Below are 16094 nucleotides of genomic sequence, written 5' to 3' on the forward strand. Positions count from 1 at the left end.
GGCAGGCCGGGGTGTGGCGCGGAGCGGCCGTCCGGCCTGGGATTCCCGCACGCCGCCGTCGCCCCAGGCGCTAGCGTTCGGGGCATGGACCGGATCTTCAGCCTCGACGAGGCCAGGTCGCTCATGCCCGACGTCCGCGCGAAGGTGGCCGACCTGGTGGCGCTCCGGGCGGACCTCGCCGAGATCTCCTTCGACCTGGCGGACGCCGGAAGCTCACCGCTCGGCGGCATCCCCGAGCGGAAGGCCCTGGAGGCGCGCATCGGCGAGATCCTGTTGTGGTTCGGCGATCAGGGCATCGAGCTCAAGGGAGCGGCGCCCATCCTCGTCGACTTCCCCGCCGAGCTCGACGACGAGTCGGTGCGCCTGTGCTGGGTCGAGGGCGAGACGGACCTCGCCTGGTATCACCGCACCGAGCTCGGCTTCGCCGGCCGGCGCCCCCTGCCCCGCTGACGTACGCCCCGGAGGCTCAGGGTGTGCGACTGACGCGGTAGATCGACTTTTCATGCGCCGGTGCGCATTTCGGGATCTCCGGGCTTATGGCCATGGAGGCGTTCGCCGGACGCCGTCCTCCATGTAGACCGCACCCCGTCCCAGGGCGTCCAGACAGCCGCGGATCCGGCGGGCCATGTCCGCGGGCACCAGCTCGTCCAGATCGGCCGCCGCCACGAACGCGAACCCCTCCAGCTCGTCCGGCGGGAGCCGGATGTCCGCCACATCCTCCGCGGGCAGGACCCCGCCGTCGAAGACGAACATCAGGCCGCCGTCCCATGGCGGCCGCGGAGGCACCCAGTCCACGCAGAGCAGGGGCCCGATCTCCGGCGCGATGGACAGCTCCTCGCGCAGCTCGCGGACGCACGCCGCGAGCGGAGACTCGTCCGGTTCGAGCGCGCCGCCCGGGATGTCCCAGGTCGCCTTGTAGGTCGGGCGGACCAGCAGCACACGCCCGTCGTCGTCCCGGAACAACGCGCCGGCCGCGGCCCGGACGCGGACCAGGCCGGCGATGAACGCGAGGTCGGGATCGTGATCGGAAACGCTCACCAGCCGACAGTACGCGGAGGCGCTCGCCCCAGACAGTCGCGGACCCGGCGGCGAAATGACGGTGGGCGAAATGGCGGTGGAAACGCGGACATGGACGGGGTGACCGACGATCAAGTAAGGAGGCCGGATGGGAGCCGATCCCCACGGCCGGTTCGCGGACGTTTACGAACGTGCGTACGAACCGATACTCGGGTACGTCCTGCGCCGCTGCCGGGACCCCGAGGACGCCGCCGACGTGGTGGCCGAGACGTTCACCGTTGCCTGGCGGCGGATCGACGAGCTGCCCGAGGGCGACGAGGCCAGGCTCTGGCTGTACGGCGTGGCCCGGCGGGTGCTCGCCAACCACAGGCGGGGCGAACTGCGCAGGGAGCAGCGGACGGAGGCGCTGCGTGAGCACCTCGCCTCCCTGCCCGCCGTGACACACACGCGCTCGCCCGAGGAGGACTTCTCCCCGGTCGGCAGAGTCTTCCGCACGCTGCCGGACGGCGACCGGGAACTGCTGTCCCTGGTCGCCTGGGAGCGGCTCGACACCCGGCAGCTCGCCACCGCGCTCGGCGTCTCCCGCAACGCCGTACGGATCCGGCTGTATCGGGCGCGCAGGAGGTTCGCGCGGGCGCTCGCCACGGCCGGAGTCGACCATCCCCACGCCGCCATGCTCGAAGGGAGCTCGTTGTGAACCTCGCGAACCTCGCCCGGCTGCGTGACGAGGATTTGGCCGGACAGGCATCCACCGCCCAGGCCCGGACGCTGATGGAGTCGATCGTGTCCGAGGAACGCGCGCCCGCCCGGGTGGCGCCCGCTCGCAGGACGCGGCGGGCGCTCGCGCTCGGCGCGGTCGCCGTGGGGCTGGGCGCCGCCGTCGCGATCGGCGTCGGCCTGCCCGGCGGACCGGCCACCCGTTACGCCAACGCGGCGGTCACCATCGAGAGGGCGCCGGACTACGTCAGCGTCACCGTCACCGATCCGGCGGCCGACCCGGGCCGCTTCGAGGAGGCGTTCCGGGCGGTGGGGCTGAACGTCACGGTGAAGACGATCCCGGTGCCGTCCGACGATGTGGGCAGGCTGATGGGACCGGTCGTGCCCGACGGGTTCCGCGGTCCGGGGAGCATCGGCGTGCAGCACGTGGCGCCATGCGCGGCGGCGTTCTGCGGCAAGGTGTGGCTGCCCGCCCGCTACTCGGGCCGGGTCGTGATCGGGATCGGCCGCGCCGCCGCGCCGGGCGAGCCCTACGCCGACGATCGCCCGTTCGATCCGTCGGGAGACGAGGCCCTGGACGGCTACCGGAGCCACGGCAAGACGGTCGCGGAGGTCCGGGCCGAGCTGCGCCGCCAGGGGCTGAAGGTCGGCTATCGCCTGTACTGGACCAACCCGGACAGGGGCTTCTTCGACCAGGGGGTCACCGCCGACCGGATCGAGGACGGCTGGGTCGTCCAGGGCTCCCGCCACTCCAGCTCCGACACCGTCGACCTTTATGTCGTCCCCGGTCCCGAAGCGGGTCCGGCGCCCGATCCCATGACCGTCTACAAGGACGAGCCTCACTGGTACGACCTGGAGGACTGACACTCTCCTCCGGCCTTAGAACGCCCGCTCCGCGGAGCACCGACGGGGAGCGGGCGTGCGCCGGGAAGGGGGCACCGAGCGCGGGCCGGTCCGCCCGCCTCCGACTGAGGCCCCGGCAGGGCCTCAGTCCTCGTCGGACTCCTCGTACGAGCCGAGGGCGGTGCCGTAGCGCATGCCGACCAGGCGGGCGACGGCCTCGTGGGCGCCGAGGGGAGCGGCGCAGCCCGCGCCGATCGCCTCGGCCGCGGCGGTGGCGCGGTCGTGGTCCGCTTCCGGCCCGATGACGAACGGGACGAGGGCGAGCCGGTTGGCGCCGATCTTGCGCAGCCGTTCCGCGGCGTCGGAGACGTTCGGCACGCCGTCGAGCGCCGCGGGCACGACGGGCAGGGTCAGGCGGGCGGCGAGGAGCACCGCGGTGGCGTCCGCGCCGCGGGCGCCCTCGTCGCCGCCGGTGGTCGCGACGATGATGCCGTCCACGGGAGAGGTCACGTTGAACAGCCGCATCCGGTCGACACGCGCCAGCCCGGCCTCCGCCAGCCGCATGTGCAGCGCCTCGGCGAGCAGCGGGTGCGGGCCGAGCGGATCGCTGATCATCACCGGGGTCTCGCTCTGCGTGACCGCGTCCCGTACGGCCCGCATGACGCGGGGGTGCGGGCCGGTCACCAGCGGAACGACCACCGCGGCCGTGTCGGCGGCCGGCCGGTCGGCGGCGGCGGAGACGAACTCCTTGGCCAGGTCGGCGCCGCCGTCCACGAGCGAGACGAGGCGGAGGTCCACATGGGGGTTGTCGAGGCGGATGATCGAGGCGATCTCGGCCGCGACGTCTCCCGCCATGCCGGGAACGGCCAGCACCAGGGCGGGCGCATCCGGCGGCAGGGTCGCCGGGAGCGGTCGCCGGTGGCGGCCGCTCCCAAGCCGGGATGAGCGCTCCCGGACAGGAAGCTTCGGCGGGTCGTCGTGACCTTCGTTCACATCGGCGGATTCTAGGGCGAATCAGGTCGAATGAGTGAACCAACCCACCGCTTGATGCCGATCTTTAGCCTGATCGTTTTATGCGATCGTGACTTGACGCTCTCTGTGACGGGCGTGTTTCATTGCCACATCCCATCCGTAAACGTTTACAGCAACGCAGCTGCCGTAAACGTTTACATAGCCGCTGACGAGGTGACATGTGGCCGAAGGCCCCACGATCAACACGATCGCTCGGCATGCCGGGGTGTCCATCGCCTCGGTCTCCCGGGTCCTCAACGGGTTACCGACCCGCGAGGAGACGGTCCGCCGCGTGTTGCGCGCCGCCGAGGAGCTCGGCTACGTCCCCAACTCCGTGGCCCGGTCACTCAAGAGCCGGCGCACGAACCAGGTCGCGTTCGCGATGGCCGACATCGGCAACCCGGTCTATCTCGCGATGGTGCGGGAGATCCAGCCGGTGCTCCGCGCCGCGGGCTACCGTCTCCTGCTGCACTCGACCGACGCCGACGTGGCCGACGAGCTGGACGTGCTGCGCGGGCTCGGCGAGCGGTACGTCGACGGCCTGATCATGATCCCGCTGCGGGTCACCGAGGGGCACCTGAGCGCCCTGGCCGCCGCCCGCGCCCCCGTCGTCGTCATCGGCTCGGTGCCCGAGGGTGCCGGCGTCGACAACGTGCGGGCCGACTCGCGCACCGGCGTCCGGCTCGCGCTCGACCATCTGTACGGCCTCGGCCGCCGCCGGATCGCGTTCGTCAACGGCCCGGCCGACACCGTCCCCGGCGCCGCGCGGGCCGCCGCCTACCGTGAGGCGCTCGACGCCCTCGATCTGCCGTACGACGAGGATCTCGTCGAGGTCGGTGATTTCTATCGGGCGGAGGGCGCGCGGGCCGTACGGACGCTCCTGGACCGCGCGGGCGACGTGGACGCGCTGATGTGCGCCAACGACCTGATCGCGCTCGGCGCGCTCGACGTCCTGCGCCGCGCCGGGCGGCGCGTCCCCGAGGACGTCGCCGTCGTCGGCATGGACGACACCGACCTCGCCGCGGTCGCCTGGCCGTCGCTGACCAGCGTGTCGCTCGGCTCGGCCCGCCGCGGCCGCGCCGCCGCCGAACTGCTGCTCGACCGCCTGGAGAACGGCGAGCGGGAGCCGCGGGTCGTCACCGTCGAGCCGCGCCTCGCCGTACGCGCCTCGACGGTCGGCGCGCGGGCGGCCGAGGAGTACGGAGAGAACGGAGCGGCCGGAGAGGCCGGAGACGGCGGGGAGGGCGCGCGGGAGGCCGGGCGCGCCGCCGGTGAGGAGGGGATCCGATGACGCTCACAGCAGCCCGGCCCGCCGGAACCCGGCGGCGCCCCGCGCGGAGCCGGTCAGGGGGCAGGGAGACCTTCCTGCTGCTGCTCCCGGCCCTCGTGCCCGTGCTCGTGCTCAGCGTCGGCCCGCTCCTCTACGGCATCCTGCTCGCGTTCACCGACGCCCGCTCGGGGCGGAACACCGAGACGTCGTTCGTCGGCCTGGCGAACTTCGGCGACCTGCTCGCGGACGGCGACTTCTGGGAGTCGTTCCGCATCGGCATGGTGTGGGCGGTCTCGGTGACCGTGCTGCAGTTCCTCGCCTCGCTCGGGCTCGCCCTGCTGCTGAACCAGGATCTGCGGCTGCGCGGGTTCGCCCGGGTGCTCGCGCTGGTGCCGTGGGCGATGCCGCCCGTGGTCATCGGCCTGATGTGGCGGCTCGTCTACCACCCGGACGCGGGCATCCTCAACGCCGTCCTCGGCACCGACGTGGACTGGCTCAACGACTTCTCCGTGGCGCTTCCCGCCGTGATCCTCGTCGGCGTCTGGATGGGGATGCCGCAGACGACCGTCGTCCTGCTCGCCGGGCTGCAGAACGTCCCCAAGGAGTTGCACGAGGCCGCCGGAGTGGACGGCGCGGGCGTGTGGCGGCGCTTCTGGAACATCACCCTGCCGCAGCTCCGGCCCGTGATCGTCGCGATCACCTCGCTCGACTTCGTCTGGAACATCAACCAGTTCAGCCTCGTCTACGTGCTGACCCAGGGCGGGCCGGGCGGGCGGACGCGGCTGCCGATGCTGTTCGCCTACGAGGAGGCGTTCCGTTACGGCTTCTTCGGGTACGCGGCGACCCTCGGCGTCGCGATCACGATCGTCGTCCTGGCCGTGCTCGGCCTGTACCTGTGGCGCCAGATGAGGGAGGCCGACTGAGATGGGAGGCTCGACGGTGCGCACCGCCCTGAAGTACCTCGCCCTGCTGGGCTACCTCGTCTTCCTGGCGTTCCCGCTCGCGTGGCTGCTGTCCACCGCGCTGAAGACGCCGCAGGAGATGGCGAGCCTGGACCCGACGTGGATCCCGCGCAATCCGACGCTGACCAACTTCGCCGACGCCTTCGGCGAGCAGGACATCGTGGGAAGCGCCGCGCGCAGCATGGTCGTCGCGCTCGCGAGCGCCGTGATCACCGTGCTGGTGGCGCTTCCGGCGGCGTACGCGCTGGCGCGGTTCCGGAGCACCCTGAACAAGATCGCGATCGGGTGGGTGCTGGTCAGCCAGGTCTTCCCGGTCATCCTGATCATCATCCCGCTGTTCATGGTGCTGCGCCGGCTGGAGCTGGTGAACACACTGCCCGGGCTCGCCCTCGTGCACGTCACCTTCACGCTGCCGTTCGCCCTCTGGATGCTCCAGGGCTACGTGCGCGCCATTCCCCGCGAGCTGGAGGAGGCCGCGTCCGTGGACGGGGCGGGGCGGCTGCGGGCGCTCGCCAGCGTCGTCGCGCCGCTGCTCGTCCCCGGCGTCGTGGCGACCCTGCTGTTCGCGTTCATCTCGTCCTGGAACGAGTTCCTGTTCGCGCTCGTGGTCCTCAAGGACCCCGAGGTGGCCACGCTGCCGCTGACGCTGGTCAAGTTCACCGGCCCGGAGGGCGTCGTACGGCTGGGCCCGCTCGCGGCGGCCTCGCTGCTGGCGACGATCCCGAGCCTGGCGTTCTTCGCGATCATCCAGCGGCGGCTCAGATCCGGCCTGATGGCGGGCGCGGTCAAGGGATGATGCCGCTCCCGGGGCCGCGTTCCCGCCCCCTCCCCCTGTGCCACCCCGCGGAGACCTCAGGAGCTCGCGCGCCGGATCCCCGGTCGCCGAGATCCCCGAGTTTCTCAAGTTCCTCGAATTTCACCAGATATCCCCTGAGTTCCCCCCAGTTCCCCGATAGGAGAGTCACATGAGGCGTTGGAGTGCCGCGCTCGCGGTGGCGGCCGTCGTTCTGGCCGCCGGGTGTTCGAGCGGGGGAGGCGACGGCGACGGCGCCGCTTCCGGCGAGCCGGTGAAGCTGCGGTTCCTGAGCCTGGCCTGGCAGAAGGAGTCGATCACCGCCAACAAGCAGCTCGTCGACGAGTGGAACAAGGCCAACCCCAAGATCCAGGTCGAGTACGTCCAGGGGAGCTGGGACAACGTCAACGACCAGCTCGTCACCTCGTTCGAGGCGGGCGACGCGCCGGACGTGATCCACGACGACTCGCCCGCCCTGTCCGGGTTCGCGGCGCGCGGCTTCCTGCTCGACCTGTCGAGCTCGCTGCCGTCCGAGCTGAAGAGCGACATCCCCCAGGCCGCCTGGGACACCGTCACCTTCGGTGACGGCAAGGGCGGCCAGGGCGTGTACGGCGTGCCGTTCCTGCAGGAGTCGCAGGTCCTCTACGCCAACAAGAAGCTCCTCGACGCGTCCGGCGCCCGGATGCCGACCCCCGACGAGCCGTGGACCTGGGACGAGTTCGCCGAGGCGACCAAGAAGATGACCAAGGGCGGCGCGTACGGCGTGGCCTGGCCGATGAAGTCGCCGGTCAACAAGGTGCTCACCCTCGGGCTCAACTTCGGCGGCACCTTCTTCACGACCGAGGGCGGCAAGACCCGGGTCAAGGTCGGCGCCGAGGAGCGCGAGGTGCTGAGCCGCATCCACGACCAGCTCTACAAGGACAAGTCGGCCGACCCGTCGGCGCTCGGCATGGGCACCGCCGACCCGCTGCCCGGCTTCTTCGGCGGCAAGTACGCGATCGTGCCGGCGGGTGTCTACCTGCGCCAGCAGGTCGCCGAGCAGGCGCCCGACGGGTTCGAGTGGGTCACCCTGCCGCCGCTGAAGGGCGTCACCGCCGAGCAGGGCGCCACGTCCCAGACCCTGTCCGTGGCGGCCGACAGCAAGCACGCGCAGGAGGCCGTGAAGTTCATCTCGTTCTTCCTGAACGGCCCCAACCAGGCCAAGCTCGCCAAGGGCGACTGGCTGCTCCCGACGAGCACCTCGGCGGCGGCCGACCCCGCCATGACCCAGAAGGAGAACTTCTGGGACGTCGCCACCGCATCGGCCAAGAACCTCGTGGTCGCGCCGTACCTCAAGGTGGACGGCTACGACGAGTGGAAGAGCAAGGTGGCCACGCCGGCGCTCCAGGAGTACTTCGCGGACAAGATCAGCCTCGACGAGGTGGCGAAGCGGCTCGTCGAAGAGGGTGACAAGGTCCTGGAGCGGTACGGACGGTGACGGTTCCTCTCGCGCCCGCCGGATCGCCGCGCGATCGCGCCCGGGGGTGTCTGCTCGGCCTCGCGGCCGGCGACGCCCTCGGCGCGCCCGCGGAGAACATGACGCCCGAGGCCATCGCCGCGCGCTGGGGCGTGCTCGCGGAGGTCGAGGGCGGCGGCACGGACGACACCGAGTACAGCCTGTTCGCCGCGTCCCTCCTCCTCCGCCACGGCCACGCGCTCACGTCGCGGGACGTCGCCGAGGCGTGGCGCGCCGAGATCGTGGCACGGCTCGACGGGCCCATGCGCGGCGCCGGGTTCTCCGAGCTCGGCACCGTGCAGGCGCTCCGCCGCGGGCTCGGTCCGTCGCTGAGCGGGCGGTGGCACCCGCACGGCTGGTCCGACGGCCTGGCCATGCGCGCCGCGCCGTACGGGATCTTCGCGGCGGGCGACCCCGATGAGGCGGCGCGGCTGGCCGAGATCGACGGGCGGGTCAGCCACAGCGGCGAGGGCGTCCTCGGCGGCCGGGCGGTCGCGGCGGCGGTGGCGGTCGCGATGACCGGCGCCGCGCCGGACGAGGTGGTCGAGGCGGGGCTCCGGGCGGTTCCCGCGGACTCCTGGACGGCCCGTGCCGCCAGGAAGGCCCTCGTGATCGCCCGTGACGCAAGGGAGGGGACCTCCCGCGAGGAGTTCGCCCGCGTCCTGCACGACTCGGTCGTGGTGAAGCACTATCCGTGGACCGATCTGGCCCCGGAGGCGGTCGCGCTCGCCTTCTCCGCCTATGTCAGGGGCGGCGGAGAGGTCGAGGCGGCCGTGGTCACCGCGGCCAACCTGGGCCGGGACGCCGACACGACGGCCGCGATCGCGGGCGCGCTGGCGGGCGCGGGCGCCGGCGAGGCGGGCGTGCCCGAGCGTTGGGCACGCCGTGTCGGGCCGGTCGCCGGCCGCTGCCTGCCCGTCGTCGCGGGCCGGCATGTCCTGGACGCCGCCGACGCTCTGACGGGTCGTCCGGAGGGCGGCCCGGCTGACGGCCGAACCGGCGGGCCCGCGGGCCCGTCCGGCGTCGGATGACCCTGGAAGGGATGAAGAAGAGCATGTCATCGGGGGGCGGCGGCACGCCGCCGCCGGAGGAGGACCGGATTCTCGGCGCCTTCGCCGGCCTCGCCATCGGCGACGCCGCGGGCTGGCCCGCGGCGCGCCACCGGTCGCTGCGGCTGGCGCCGTGGAGCAGGCGGCTGTACCGCGAGCTGGACGCGTTCGCCGAAGAGCGCCAGGTGACCACGCTGCCGGTGCCGTTCGCGCTGAACCAGCCGGTCGAGCCGCTGGCGCTCGGACCGTCCGACGACGCCGAGTGGCTCGCCTGGACGGCGGCGACGATCCACGAGGATCGTGCCGAGGCGTTCGGACGGCTGGCCCAGCGCGACGACCTGCGCGCCCGGATCTCCGTCTGGTCCGCGCTCGACAACCTCGCCGCCGGCCTCGGGCCGCCCGCGAGCGGCCACGACAACCCGCACTTCTTCGACGACGCGGCGGCGGTCCGGGCGGTGGCGTTCGGCGCCGCCGGAATGGACCCGGTCGCCGACGCCGAGGTCACCAACTCAGGTGACGGCGTGCTCGGGGCGGTGGCGGTCGCGACGGCGGTCGGCGCGCTGGTGAGGGGCGCGCCGATGCGGGAGGCGGTGGACGCCGCCGTCGCCGCGCTCCCGGAGGACACGGCGATCGGGCACGCGGCCCGTGCGGCGGTGGCGGTGGCGCGGGAGCACGGCGACCCGTTCTCCGCCGTGCCCGCGCTCGACGCGGCGCTGCTCGACCACGTCTACAGCTACGGCGTCACCGCCGCCGAGACCGTCCCGATCGCGCTGGCGCTCGCCGACGCGGCCGGGCCGGCGTTCGGCGCGGCCGTGTCGGCGGCGGCCTGCCTGGCGTCGGTCGCGGACTCGGCGCCCGCGCTCACCGGCGCGCTCGCCGGTGCGTACGCCGGATACGAGGCGCTGCCGCGGGCGTGGCGGGAGACCGCGCGCACGCTGGCCGGGTGCTGCCTGCCGGAACTGGCCGGAACGGACCTGCTCGACGTCGCCCGGACCCTGGCGTCCGGCGGCCCGCAGGGGAGCCAGCCACAGAGCGCCACATGACAGAGCAGTTCGCCGCAGAGCGGTTCAAAACGGAACGGTTAGACACAGAGGGGGACGGCATGACGCCGCTTGAGGACAGGGCTGTCGGCTGCGTGGCCGGGGCGGCGGTCGGCGACGCGCTCGGGGGCGCGACCGAGGGCTGGACGCCGGAGCAGATCCAGGTGCGTTACGGAGGCCTCGTTGAGGGCGTGGTCCCGCCGTACTACGCGGACTGGCGCAACGCGCGGCCGATCGCGCCGTACCACAAGGGCGACGGCCATGTGACCGACGACACACTGATGACCCACGCGCTGATCCGCGTGTACGAGCGGGTGGGCGGCCACCTGGACGCCTACGCCGCCGCCGAGTACCTCGTGCCCGAGATGATGGGCGAGAAGCGCTGGATCCCCGAGCTGGAGACCGAGGCGCTGCCGCTGCAGCGGGTGTTCCTGGCCGAGAAGTGGCTCGCCCTGCGGCTGCACTACGGCCACGTGGACCCGCGCGAGGCGGGCGTCGGCAACATCGTGAACTGCGGCGCGGCCATGTACATGGCGCCGGTGGGCGTCGTCAACGCGGGCGACCCCGACGGCGCGTACGCCGAGGCGATCGACCTCGCGGGCGCGCACCAGTCCAGCTACGGCCGGGAGGCGGCCGGTGTGCTCGCCGCCGCGGTCGCCGAGGCGATGCGCCAGGGGGCCACACCCGACTCCGTCGTCGCGACCTGCCTGCGGCTCTCCCGCGACGGCACGCGCGCGGCCATCGACGCGGTGTGCTCGGCGGCGCGCGACCTCGGCCATTGGGAGGGGTCGTTCGAGACGCTGCGCGCCGCCATGCGGCCGTACGACACGGTGGCCGACACCTACCGCGACCAGGGGCTGGGCGCGCGTCGTCCGAGCCGGGTGCACAGCATCGAGGAACTGCCGCTCGCCCTGGCCTTCCTGCTGATCGCCAAGGGCGACTATCGCGAGACCGTGCTGGGCGGGGTGAACTACGGCCGGGACGCCGACTCGATCGCCTCCATGGGCGGCGCGATCGCCGGGGCGCTGGGCGGGCGGTCGGCCGTGCCGGCCGCGTGGATCGAGGAGGTGTCGGCGGCGAGCAGGACCGACCTCGTCACGCCCGGCCTCGCCCTCGCGTCGGTGGCGCGCCGGGTGCGCGCGGCCGACGCCGAACGCCGCCGGGCGGCCGACGCCGCGTTCGCCGAGCTGCTGGCCGGGGACGGATCATGATGCGGCTCACCTGGGTCCAGCCGGAGGACCTGGTGGGCCACGAGCTGCGCCAGGCCGCCGAGGACGGCAGGGGAAACCTGCCGGGGGTGCGGGAGATCGCGGCCCGCTGGCGCGCGGCCGGAGGGCACGACGCGCCGCCCCGGGCGGGCGCCTCGCCGCAGGCTCCGCCCGTACGGATGCGCCGCCTGGCGGAGGACCTGCTCGACGAGCTGGCGGCGATCCCCTCGCCGTTGCCCGAGCCGTCCGGCTGGGACGAGATCGTCGCCGCCTGCCCGGACTGGCCGGCGGCGCGCGGGAACGTGACGGGCGGGCAGGGATCCGGCGGGCAGGAACACAGCGGGCAGGGGCCCGGGCGGAGGGCCGCCGACCCGGCCCGGGTGCTCGGCGCCTGGCAGGGACGGGCCGCCGGGTGCGTCCTCGGCAAGCCGGTGGAGAAGATCCCCCGCGAGGGCATCAGGGAGATCGCCGAGTCGACCGGCAACTGGCCGATCCGCGGCTGGTTCACGGCCGTGGGCCTGCCGCCGGAGGTCGCGCTCAGGTGGCCGTGGAACCGGCGCAGCGCGGTCAACAGCCTCGCGGAGAACATCGACGGGATCCCCGAGGACGACGACCTCAACTTCGCGCTGCTCGCGCTCGCCCTGCTGGAGCGGTACGGCAGGGGCTTCACGACGGCGGACGTCGCGCAGATGTGGCTGGACGAGCTGCCCGGCGGCCGGGTGTTCACCGCCGAGCGGGTGGCGTACCGCAACCTGCTGATGGGCATCGAGCCCGAGCCGTCAGGCGCGCGGGACGTGGAGCCGGGGCCGGCGACCGCCACCTACCGCAACCCGTTCCGGGAGTGGATCGGGGCCCTCATCCGGGCCGACGTGTACGGCTGGGCCAACCCGGGAGACCCGGCGACGGCGGCCGAGTTCGCCTGGCGCGACGCCCGGCTGAGCCATACGGCGAACGGCCTGTACGGCGCGATGTTCACCGCCGCCATGTGCGCGCGGTCCCTGGACGCCTCCTCGGTGGCCGAGGTGGTCGAGGCGGGCCTGTCGGTGATCCCCGCCGGATCCCGGCTGGCCGCCGCCGTACGGGACGCCGTGGACGTGGCGGGCGCGGAGCCGGACTTCGAGCGGGTCGTGGACCACCTGCACGCCCGGCACGGCCGCCTGCACTGGGTCCACACGATCAACAACGCCGCACTGATCGCGGCGGCGCTGGTCCACGGGAAGGGGGACTTCACCGCCTCGATCGCGGGCGCGATCGCGGCCGGCTGGGACACCGACTCGGCGGGCGCGACCGTCGGCTCGATCGTCGGCGGCCTGAACGGCGGCGTGCCCGGGCAGTGGTCCATGAAAGACCGCCTGACCAGCAGCGTCACCGGATTCGACGGCATCGCCCTGGGGGAGCTCGCCCGGCGGACCGGGTTGATGGCAGGGTAAGCGGGATAAAGGTGACGATCCTGGAGGAAACATCGTGATCTCGGTGTTCGGCAGCGCCAATATGGACCTGGTGGCCTACGTACCGTCCGCTCCCAAGCTGGGCGAGACCGTGGCGGGGCGTGCGTTCCGTACGATCCCCGGCGGCAAGGGCGCCAACCAGGCGGTCGCCGCCGCGCGGGCGGGTTCCCAGGTGGCGTTCATCGGCGCCGTCGGCGACGACGCCTTCGGCCCGGAGCTGCGCGGAGCGCTGTTCGAGGCGGGCATCGACACCAGCAGGCTGCGGGTCGTGCCCGGACCGTCCGGGATCGCGCACATCGTCGTGGAGGACAGCGGCGGCAACTCGATCATCGTCGTGCCCGGCGCCAACGGCTCCGTCACCGGCTGCTCCGCCGAGGACATCGAGATGATCGCCCGCTCGCGCGCCCTGCTGCTGCAGCTCGAACTGCCGCTGGAGGGGGTCGTCGAGGCCGCCCGCGCCGCCCGCACGGCCGGCGTCCCCGTGATCCTCACCCCCGCCCCCGTCGTGGAGTTGCCCGACGAGCTGCTCGGCGCCGTGGACCTGATCGTGCCCAACGAGCACGAGGCCGCCGCCATCACCGGCGCCGCCGACCCCGACGACGCGCTCAAGGCCCTGCTCGACCGCGTCCCCGAGGCCGTGATCACCCTCGGCTCCCGGGGCGCGCTGTACGGCTCGCGCGCCGGGGACCGGCTGCTGGTGCCGGCCGTACCGGTCGAGGCGGTGGACACCACGGCGGCCGGCGACACGTTCGTCGGCGCGCTCGCCACCGCGAGGTCCGAGGGCCGCTCCCCGGCGGACGCGCTGCGCTTCGCCTCCACGGCGGCGGCGCTGTCCGTCCAGCGGGAGGGCGCGAGCACGTCCATGCCCAGCCGCGCCGAGATCGACGCGGCGCTCACGTGACCGAGGGGCCGCGCGGACGCGGGTTCCCTCCCGTCCGCGCGGCCCCCGACGCGATCGCCGGGGGCGGCCCCGGTGCGCGAAACCCACTGGAGGAACGAATGACCGCCCCCGCCACGCCGCCTCTGTCGGGCGTACGCGTACTCGACCTGGCGACGCTGTTCGCCGGGCCGATGGCCGCGATGCTGCTCGGCGACTACGGCGCGGACGTGATCAAGGTCGAGCATCCGGCGAAGCCGGACCCCTCACGCGGCCACGGGCCGGAGGGGCTGTGGTGGAAGATGCTCGGCCGGAACAAGCGCGTGATCACCCTCGACCTGTCCACCCCCGACGGCCAGGACCTGCTGGCCGAGCTGGCGCGGGACGCGGACGTGGTGATCGAGAACTTCCGGCCGGGCACGCTTGAACGGTGGAACCTCGGCTACGACCGGCTGAGCGCGGCCAACCCCGGGCTGGTGCTCGCCCGGGTGACCGGCTTCGGGCAGTTCGGCCCGTACGCCAGGAGGCCGGGGTTCGGCACGCTGGCCGAGGCGATGAGCGGCTTCGCCGCGATGACGGGGGAGCCGGACGGCCCGCCGACGCTGCCGCCCTTCGGACTGGCGGACGGCATCTGCGCGCTCGCCACCGCGTTCTCGATCATGACCGCGCTCAAATCGGGCCGCGGCCAGGTGGTGGACATGTCGATCATCGAGCCGATCCTGAGCGTCCTCGGCGCGCAGCCCACCGTCTACGACCGGCTCGGCGTCGTGCCCCCGCGCACCGGCAACCGGTCGGTCAACAACGCGCCCCGCAACACGTACCGGTGCGCGGACGGCTCGTGGGTGGCCGTCTCCACCTCCGCCCAGAACATCGCCGAGCGCGTGATGCGGCTGGTCGGCCGTCCCGAGTTCATCGACGAGCCGTGGTTCACGACCGGCGCCGGCCGGGTGCGGCACGCCGACGAGCTGGACGGGGCGGTGGCGGCCTGGGTGGCCCGGCACACCCGCGACGAGGTGCTCGCGGCCTTCGAGGAGGCGCAGGCCGCCGTCGCCCCCGTCTACGACGTACGGGACGTCATGGCCGACCCCCAGATCGCCGCGCTCGACGCGATCACCACCGTCGAGGATCCCGAGCTGGGGCCGCTGCGGATGCAGAACGTCATGTTCCGGCTGTCGGAGACGCCGGGGGCGATCCGCTGGACCGGCCGCCCGCACGGCGCGGACACCGACGAGGTGCTGGGCGCGCTCGGCCTGCCGCCGGCCCGGATCGCCGAGCTGCGTGAGAAGGGGGTCGTGTGACGGATCACAGCCCCGCCGGGGTTGACTCGGCGTGTCAAGGGGATCATCAGGCGGCAGAAGAAGCCGTGAGGAGTGACCCCGTGCCCCCGACCACGCCCCCGACCATGCCCCCGATCACGCCGCCCGGACCCGGTTCCGCGCCGCGGTTCCAGCCGCTCACCTTGTTGTACGTCCCCGCCGACCGGCCGGACCGGGTCGCCAAGGCGCTCGCCACGGACGCCGACGTCGTCATCGTCGACCTGGAGGACGCGGTCGCGGCCGAGAACAAAGGCCTGGCCAGGGCCGAGACCGTCGCCCTGCTCGCCACACCGCAGCCCCGGGTCCAGATCCGGGTGAACGACGTGCGCACGCCGTACGGGCGGGCGGACCTGCACGCGCTGGCCGCCCTCGTCACGGGGACGTGCGGCGTCCGGCTGCCGAAGGTGGAGTCGGCGGCGGAGGTGCGGGAGATCGCGGCGGCGCTGCCCGGCGTGCCCCTGCACCCGCTCATCGAGTCCGCCCTCGGGCTGGAACGCGCCTTCGAGATCGCCACCGCCTCCGACGCGGTGGCGAGCATCGGGCTGGGCGAGGCCGACCTGCGCGCCGATCTCGGCGTCAGCGGTGACGGCGGGCTGGCCTGGGCGCGCTCCCGGATCGTGGTCGCCGCCCGCGCGGCCGGGCTGCCCGCGCCCACCCAGTCGGTGTACCCGGACGTCCGGGACCTCGCCGGGCTGGCCGCGTCCTGCCTGGAGGGGCGCGCGGCCGGGTTCCGCGGCCGGACGGCGATCCACCCGGCCCAGCTGCCGGTCATCGTGGACGCGTACCGGCCTACCGAGGCCGAGATCGCCGCGGCCCGCGAGGTGCTCGCAGCGGCCGGGCAGGGCGCGGTCGCCCTGCCGGACGGCCGCTTCGTGGACGAGGCCGTGGTGCGGCAGGCCCGCCGCGTCCTGGAGTTCTCCCCGGGGGATCCGGTGGCGGGCCCGCCCGCCGAGCCACCCGGCGAGGTGCCCGGTGCCGTACGGCGAGACCGTCTCGGCCGCCACCGCGTGCCGGGACACGCCGGAGGGTAGGGGCACGGGAGACCCCG

Annotated in this window: 16 protein-coding genes; 14 read left to right on the forward strand and 2 right to left on the reverse strand. The window is 73.6% G+C overall.

Going from position 1 to position 16094, the window contains the following annotated elements; translation table 11 throughout:
- Positions 1–84 precede the first annotated feature (84 nt).
- The gene (locus tag ACQP1V_RS13630) at positions 85–450 is read left to right on the forward strand and encodes a DUF2203 domain-containing protein (protein ID WP_387413257.1); all 366 of its coding nucleotides are present in this window, start codon (positions 85–87) and stop codon (positions 448–450) included.
- 84 nt (positions 451–534) lie between these two features.
- Here the strand turns inward: ACQP1V_RS13630 and ACQP1V_RS13635 are convergent, their stop codons facing one another.
- Positions 535–1038 (reverse strand): NUDIX domain-containing protein, encoded by a 504-nt coding sequence (locus tag ACQP1V_RS13635; protein ID WP_433422685.1) that lies wholly within the window; start codon positions 1036–1038, stop codon positions 535–537.
- Positions 1039–1165: 127 nt separating this feature from the next.
- Between ACQP1V_RS13635 and ACQP1V_RS13640 the strand changes: the two genes are divergently transcribed.
- Together ACQP1V_RS13640 and ACQP1V_RS13645 are read left to right on the forward strand one after the other, a co-directional pair.
- A complete protein-coding gene (locus tag ACQP1V_RS13640; protein WP_387413261.1) occupies positions 1166–1714 on the forward strand; it encodes an RNA polymerase sigma factor in 549 nt (182 codons plus the stop codon).
- A complete protein-coding gene (locus ACQP1V_RS13645; RefSeq protein ID WP_433422689.1) occupies positions 1711–2598 on the forward strand; it encodes a hypothetical protein in 888 nt (295 codons plus the stop codon). Before ACQP1V_RS13640 ends, ACQP1V_RS13645 begins: the two co-directional genes overlap by 4 nt.
- 123 nt (positions 2599–2721) lie before the next feature.
- Here ACQP1V_RS13645 and ACQP1V_RS13650 read toward each other — a convergent pair whose 3' ends face one another.
- Entirely contained in the window at positions 2722–3570 is an 849-nt protein-coding gene (locus tag ACQP1V_RS13650; RefSeq protein ID WP_387413265.1) for a sirohydrochlorin chelatase, read from the reverse strand.
- A gap of 199 nt (positions 3571–3769) precedes the next feature.
- Here ACQP1V_RS13650 and ACQP1V_RS13655 point away from each other — a divergent pair, with 199 nt between their 5' ends.
- From ACQP1V_RS13655 to ACQP1V_RS13705, 11 genes are all read left to right on the forward strand, one after another.
- Entirely contained in the window at positions 3770–4879 is a 1110-nt protein-coding gene (locus tag ACQP1V_RS13655; RefSeq protein WP_433422692.1) for a LacI family DNA-binding transcriptional regulator, read from the forward strand.
- Complete coding sequence (locus ACQP1V_RS13660) at positions 4876–5781, forward strand: carbohydrate ABC transporter permease (protein WP_433422695.1); 906 nt, start codon at positions 4876–4878, stop codon at positions 5779–5781. Before ACQP1V_RS13655 ends, ACQP1V_RS13660 begins: the two co-directional genes overlap by 4 nt.
- A gap of 1 nt (position 5782) precedes the next feature.
- A complete protein-coding gene (locus ACQP1V_RS13665) occupies positions 5783–6616 on the forward strand; it encodes a carbohydrate ABC transporter permease (protein WP_433422698.1) in 834 nt (277 codons plus the stop codon).
- Between the two features lie 169 nt (positions 6617–6785).
- The gene (locus ACQP1V_RS13670) at positions 6786–8090 is read left to right on the forward strand and encodes an ABC transporter substrate-binding protein (RefSeq protein ID WP_433422701.1); all 1305 of its coding nucleotides are present in this window, start codon (positions 6786–6788) and stop codon (positions 8088–8090) included.
- Positions 8087–9139 (forward strand): ADP-ribosylglycohydrolase family protein, encoded by a 1053-nt coding sequence (locus tag ACQP1V_RS13675; RefSeq protein ID WP_433422704.1) that lies wholly within the window; start codon positions 8087–8089, stop codon positions 9137–9139. Before ACQP1V_RS13670 ends, ACQP1V_RS13675 begins: the two co-directional genes overlap by 4 nt.
- Before the next feature lie 11 nt (positions 9140–9150).
- A complete protein-coding gene (locus ACQP1V_RS13680) occupies positions 9151–10200 on the forward strand; it encodes an ADP-ribosylglycohydrolase family protein (protein ID WP_433422706.1) in 1050 nt (349 codons plus the stop codon).
- Between the two features lie 59 nt (positions 10201–10259).
- A complete protein-coding gene (locus tag ACQP1V_RS13685; RefSeq protein ID WP_433422709.1) occupies positions 10260–11408 on the forward strand; it encodes an ADP-ribosylglycohydrolase family protein in 1149 nt (382 codons plus the stop codon).
- On the forward strand, positions 11405–12835 hold the full coding sequence (locus ACQP1V_RS13690) for an ADP-ribosylglycohydrolase family protein (protein ID WP_433422712.1): 1431 nt from the start codon (positions 11405–11407) through the stop codon (positions 12833–12835). Before ACQP1V_RS13685 ends, ACQP1V_RS13690 begins: the two co-directional genes overlap by 4 nt.
- A 34-nt stretch (positions 12836–12869) precedes the next feature.
- Positions 12870–13754, forward strand: a complete 885-nt coding sequence (gene rbsK / locus ACQP1V_RS13695; RefSeq protein ID WP_387413282.1) for a ribokinase — start codon at positions 12870–12872, stop codon at positions 13752–13754.
- 98 nt (positions 13755–13852) lie between these two features.
- Positions 13853–15028 carry a CaiB/BaiF CoA transferase family protein gene (locus ACQP1V_RS13700; protein WP_387413284.1) on the forward strand — a complete coding sequence of 392 codons (1176 nt, stop codon included), beginning with the start codon at positions 13853–13855 and terminating at the stop codon, positions 15026–15028.
- 80 nt (positions 15029–15108) lie between these two features.
- Positions 15109–16077, forward strand: coding sequence for an HpcH/HpaI aldolase/citrate lyase family protein (locus ACQP1V_RS13705; protein WP_433422716.1), 969 nt, complete (start codon positions 15109–15111; stop codon positions 16075–16077).
- The last annotated feature ends 17 nt before the right edge of the window (positions 16078–16094 follow it).

Origin of the sequence: Microtetraspora malaysiensis (assembly GCF_050947145.1) — a bacterium.
Lineage (GTDB): Bacteria > Actinomycetota > Actinomycetes > Streptosporangiales > Streptosporangiaceae > Microtetraspora_A > Microtetraspora_A malaysiensis.

Bases quoted from the DNA above. Each gene is read 5' to 3' on its own strand.
- ACQP1V_RS13680 (WP_433422706.1), top strand. From the start codon at position 9,151: ATGAAGAAGAGCATGTCATCGGGGGGCGGCGGCACGCCGCCGCCGGAG.
- ACQP1V_RS13640 (WP_387413261.1), top strand. From the start codon at position 1,166: ATGGGAGCCGATCCCCACGGCCGGTTCGCGGACGTTTACGAACGTGCG.
- ACQP1V_RS13660 (WP_433422695.1), top strand. From the start codon at position 4,876: ATGACGCTCACAGCAGCCCGGCCCGCCGGAACCCGGCGGCGCCCCGCG.
- ACQP1V_RS13690 (WP_433422712.1), top strand. From the start codon at position 11,405: ATGATGCGGCTCACCTGGGTCCAGCCGGAGGACCTGGTGGGCCACGAG.
- ACQP1V_RS13685 (WP_433422709.1), top strand. From the start codon at position 10,260: ATGACGCCGCTTGAGGACAGGGCTGTCGGCTGCGTGGCCGGGGCGGCG.
- ACQP1V_RS13630 (WP_387413257.1), top strand. From the start codon at position 85: ATGGACCGGATCTTCAGCCTCGACGAGGCCAGGTCGCTCATGCCCGAC.
- ACQP1V_RS13665 (WP_433422698.1), top strand. From the start codon at position 5,783: ATGGGAGGCTCGACGGTGCGCACCGCCCTGAAGTACCTCGCCCTGCTG.
- ACQP1V_RS13700 (WP_387413284.1), top strand. From the start codon at position 13,853: ATGACCGCCCCCGCCACGCCGCCTCTGTCGGGCGTACGCGTACTCGAC.
- ACQP1V_RS13670 (WP_433422701.1), top strand. From the start codon at position 6,786: ATGAGGCGTTGGAGTGCCGCGCTCGCGGTGGCGGCCGTCGTTCTGGCC.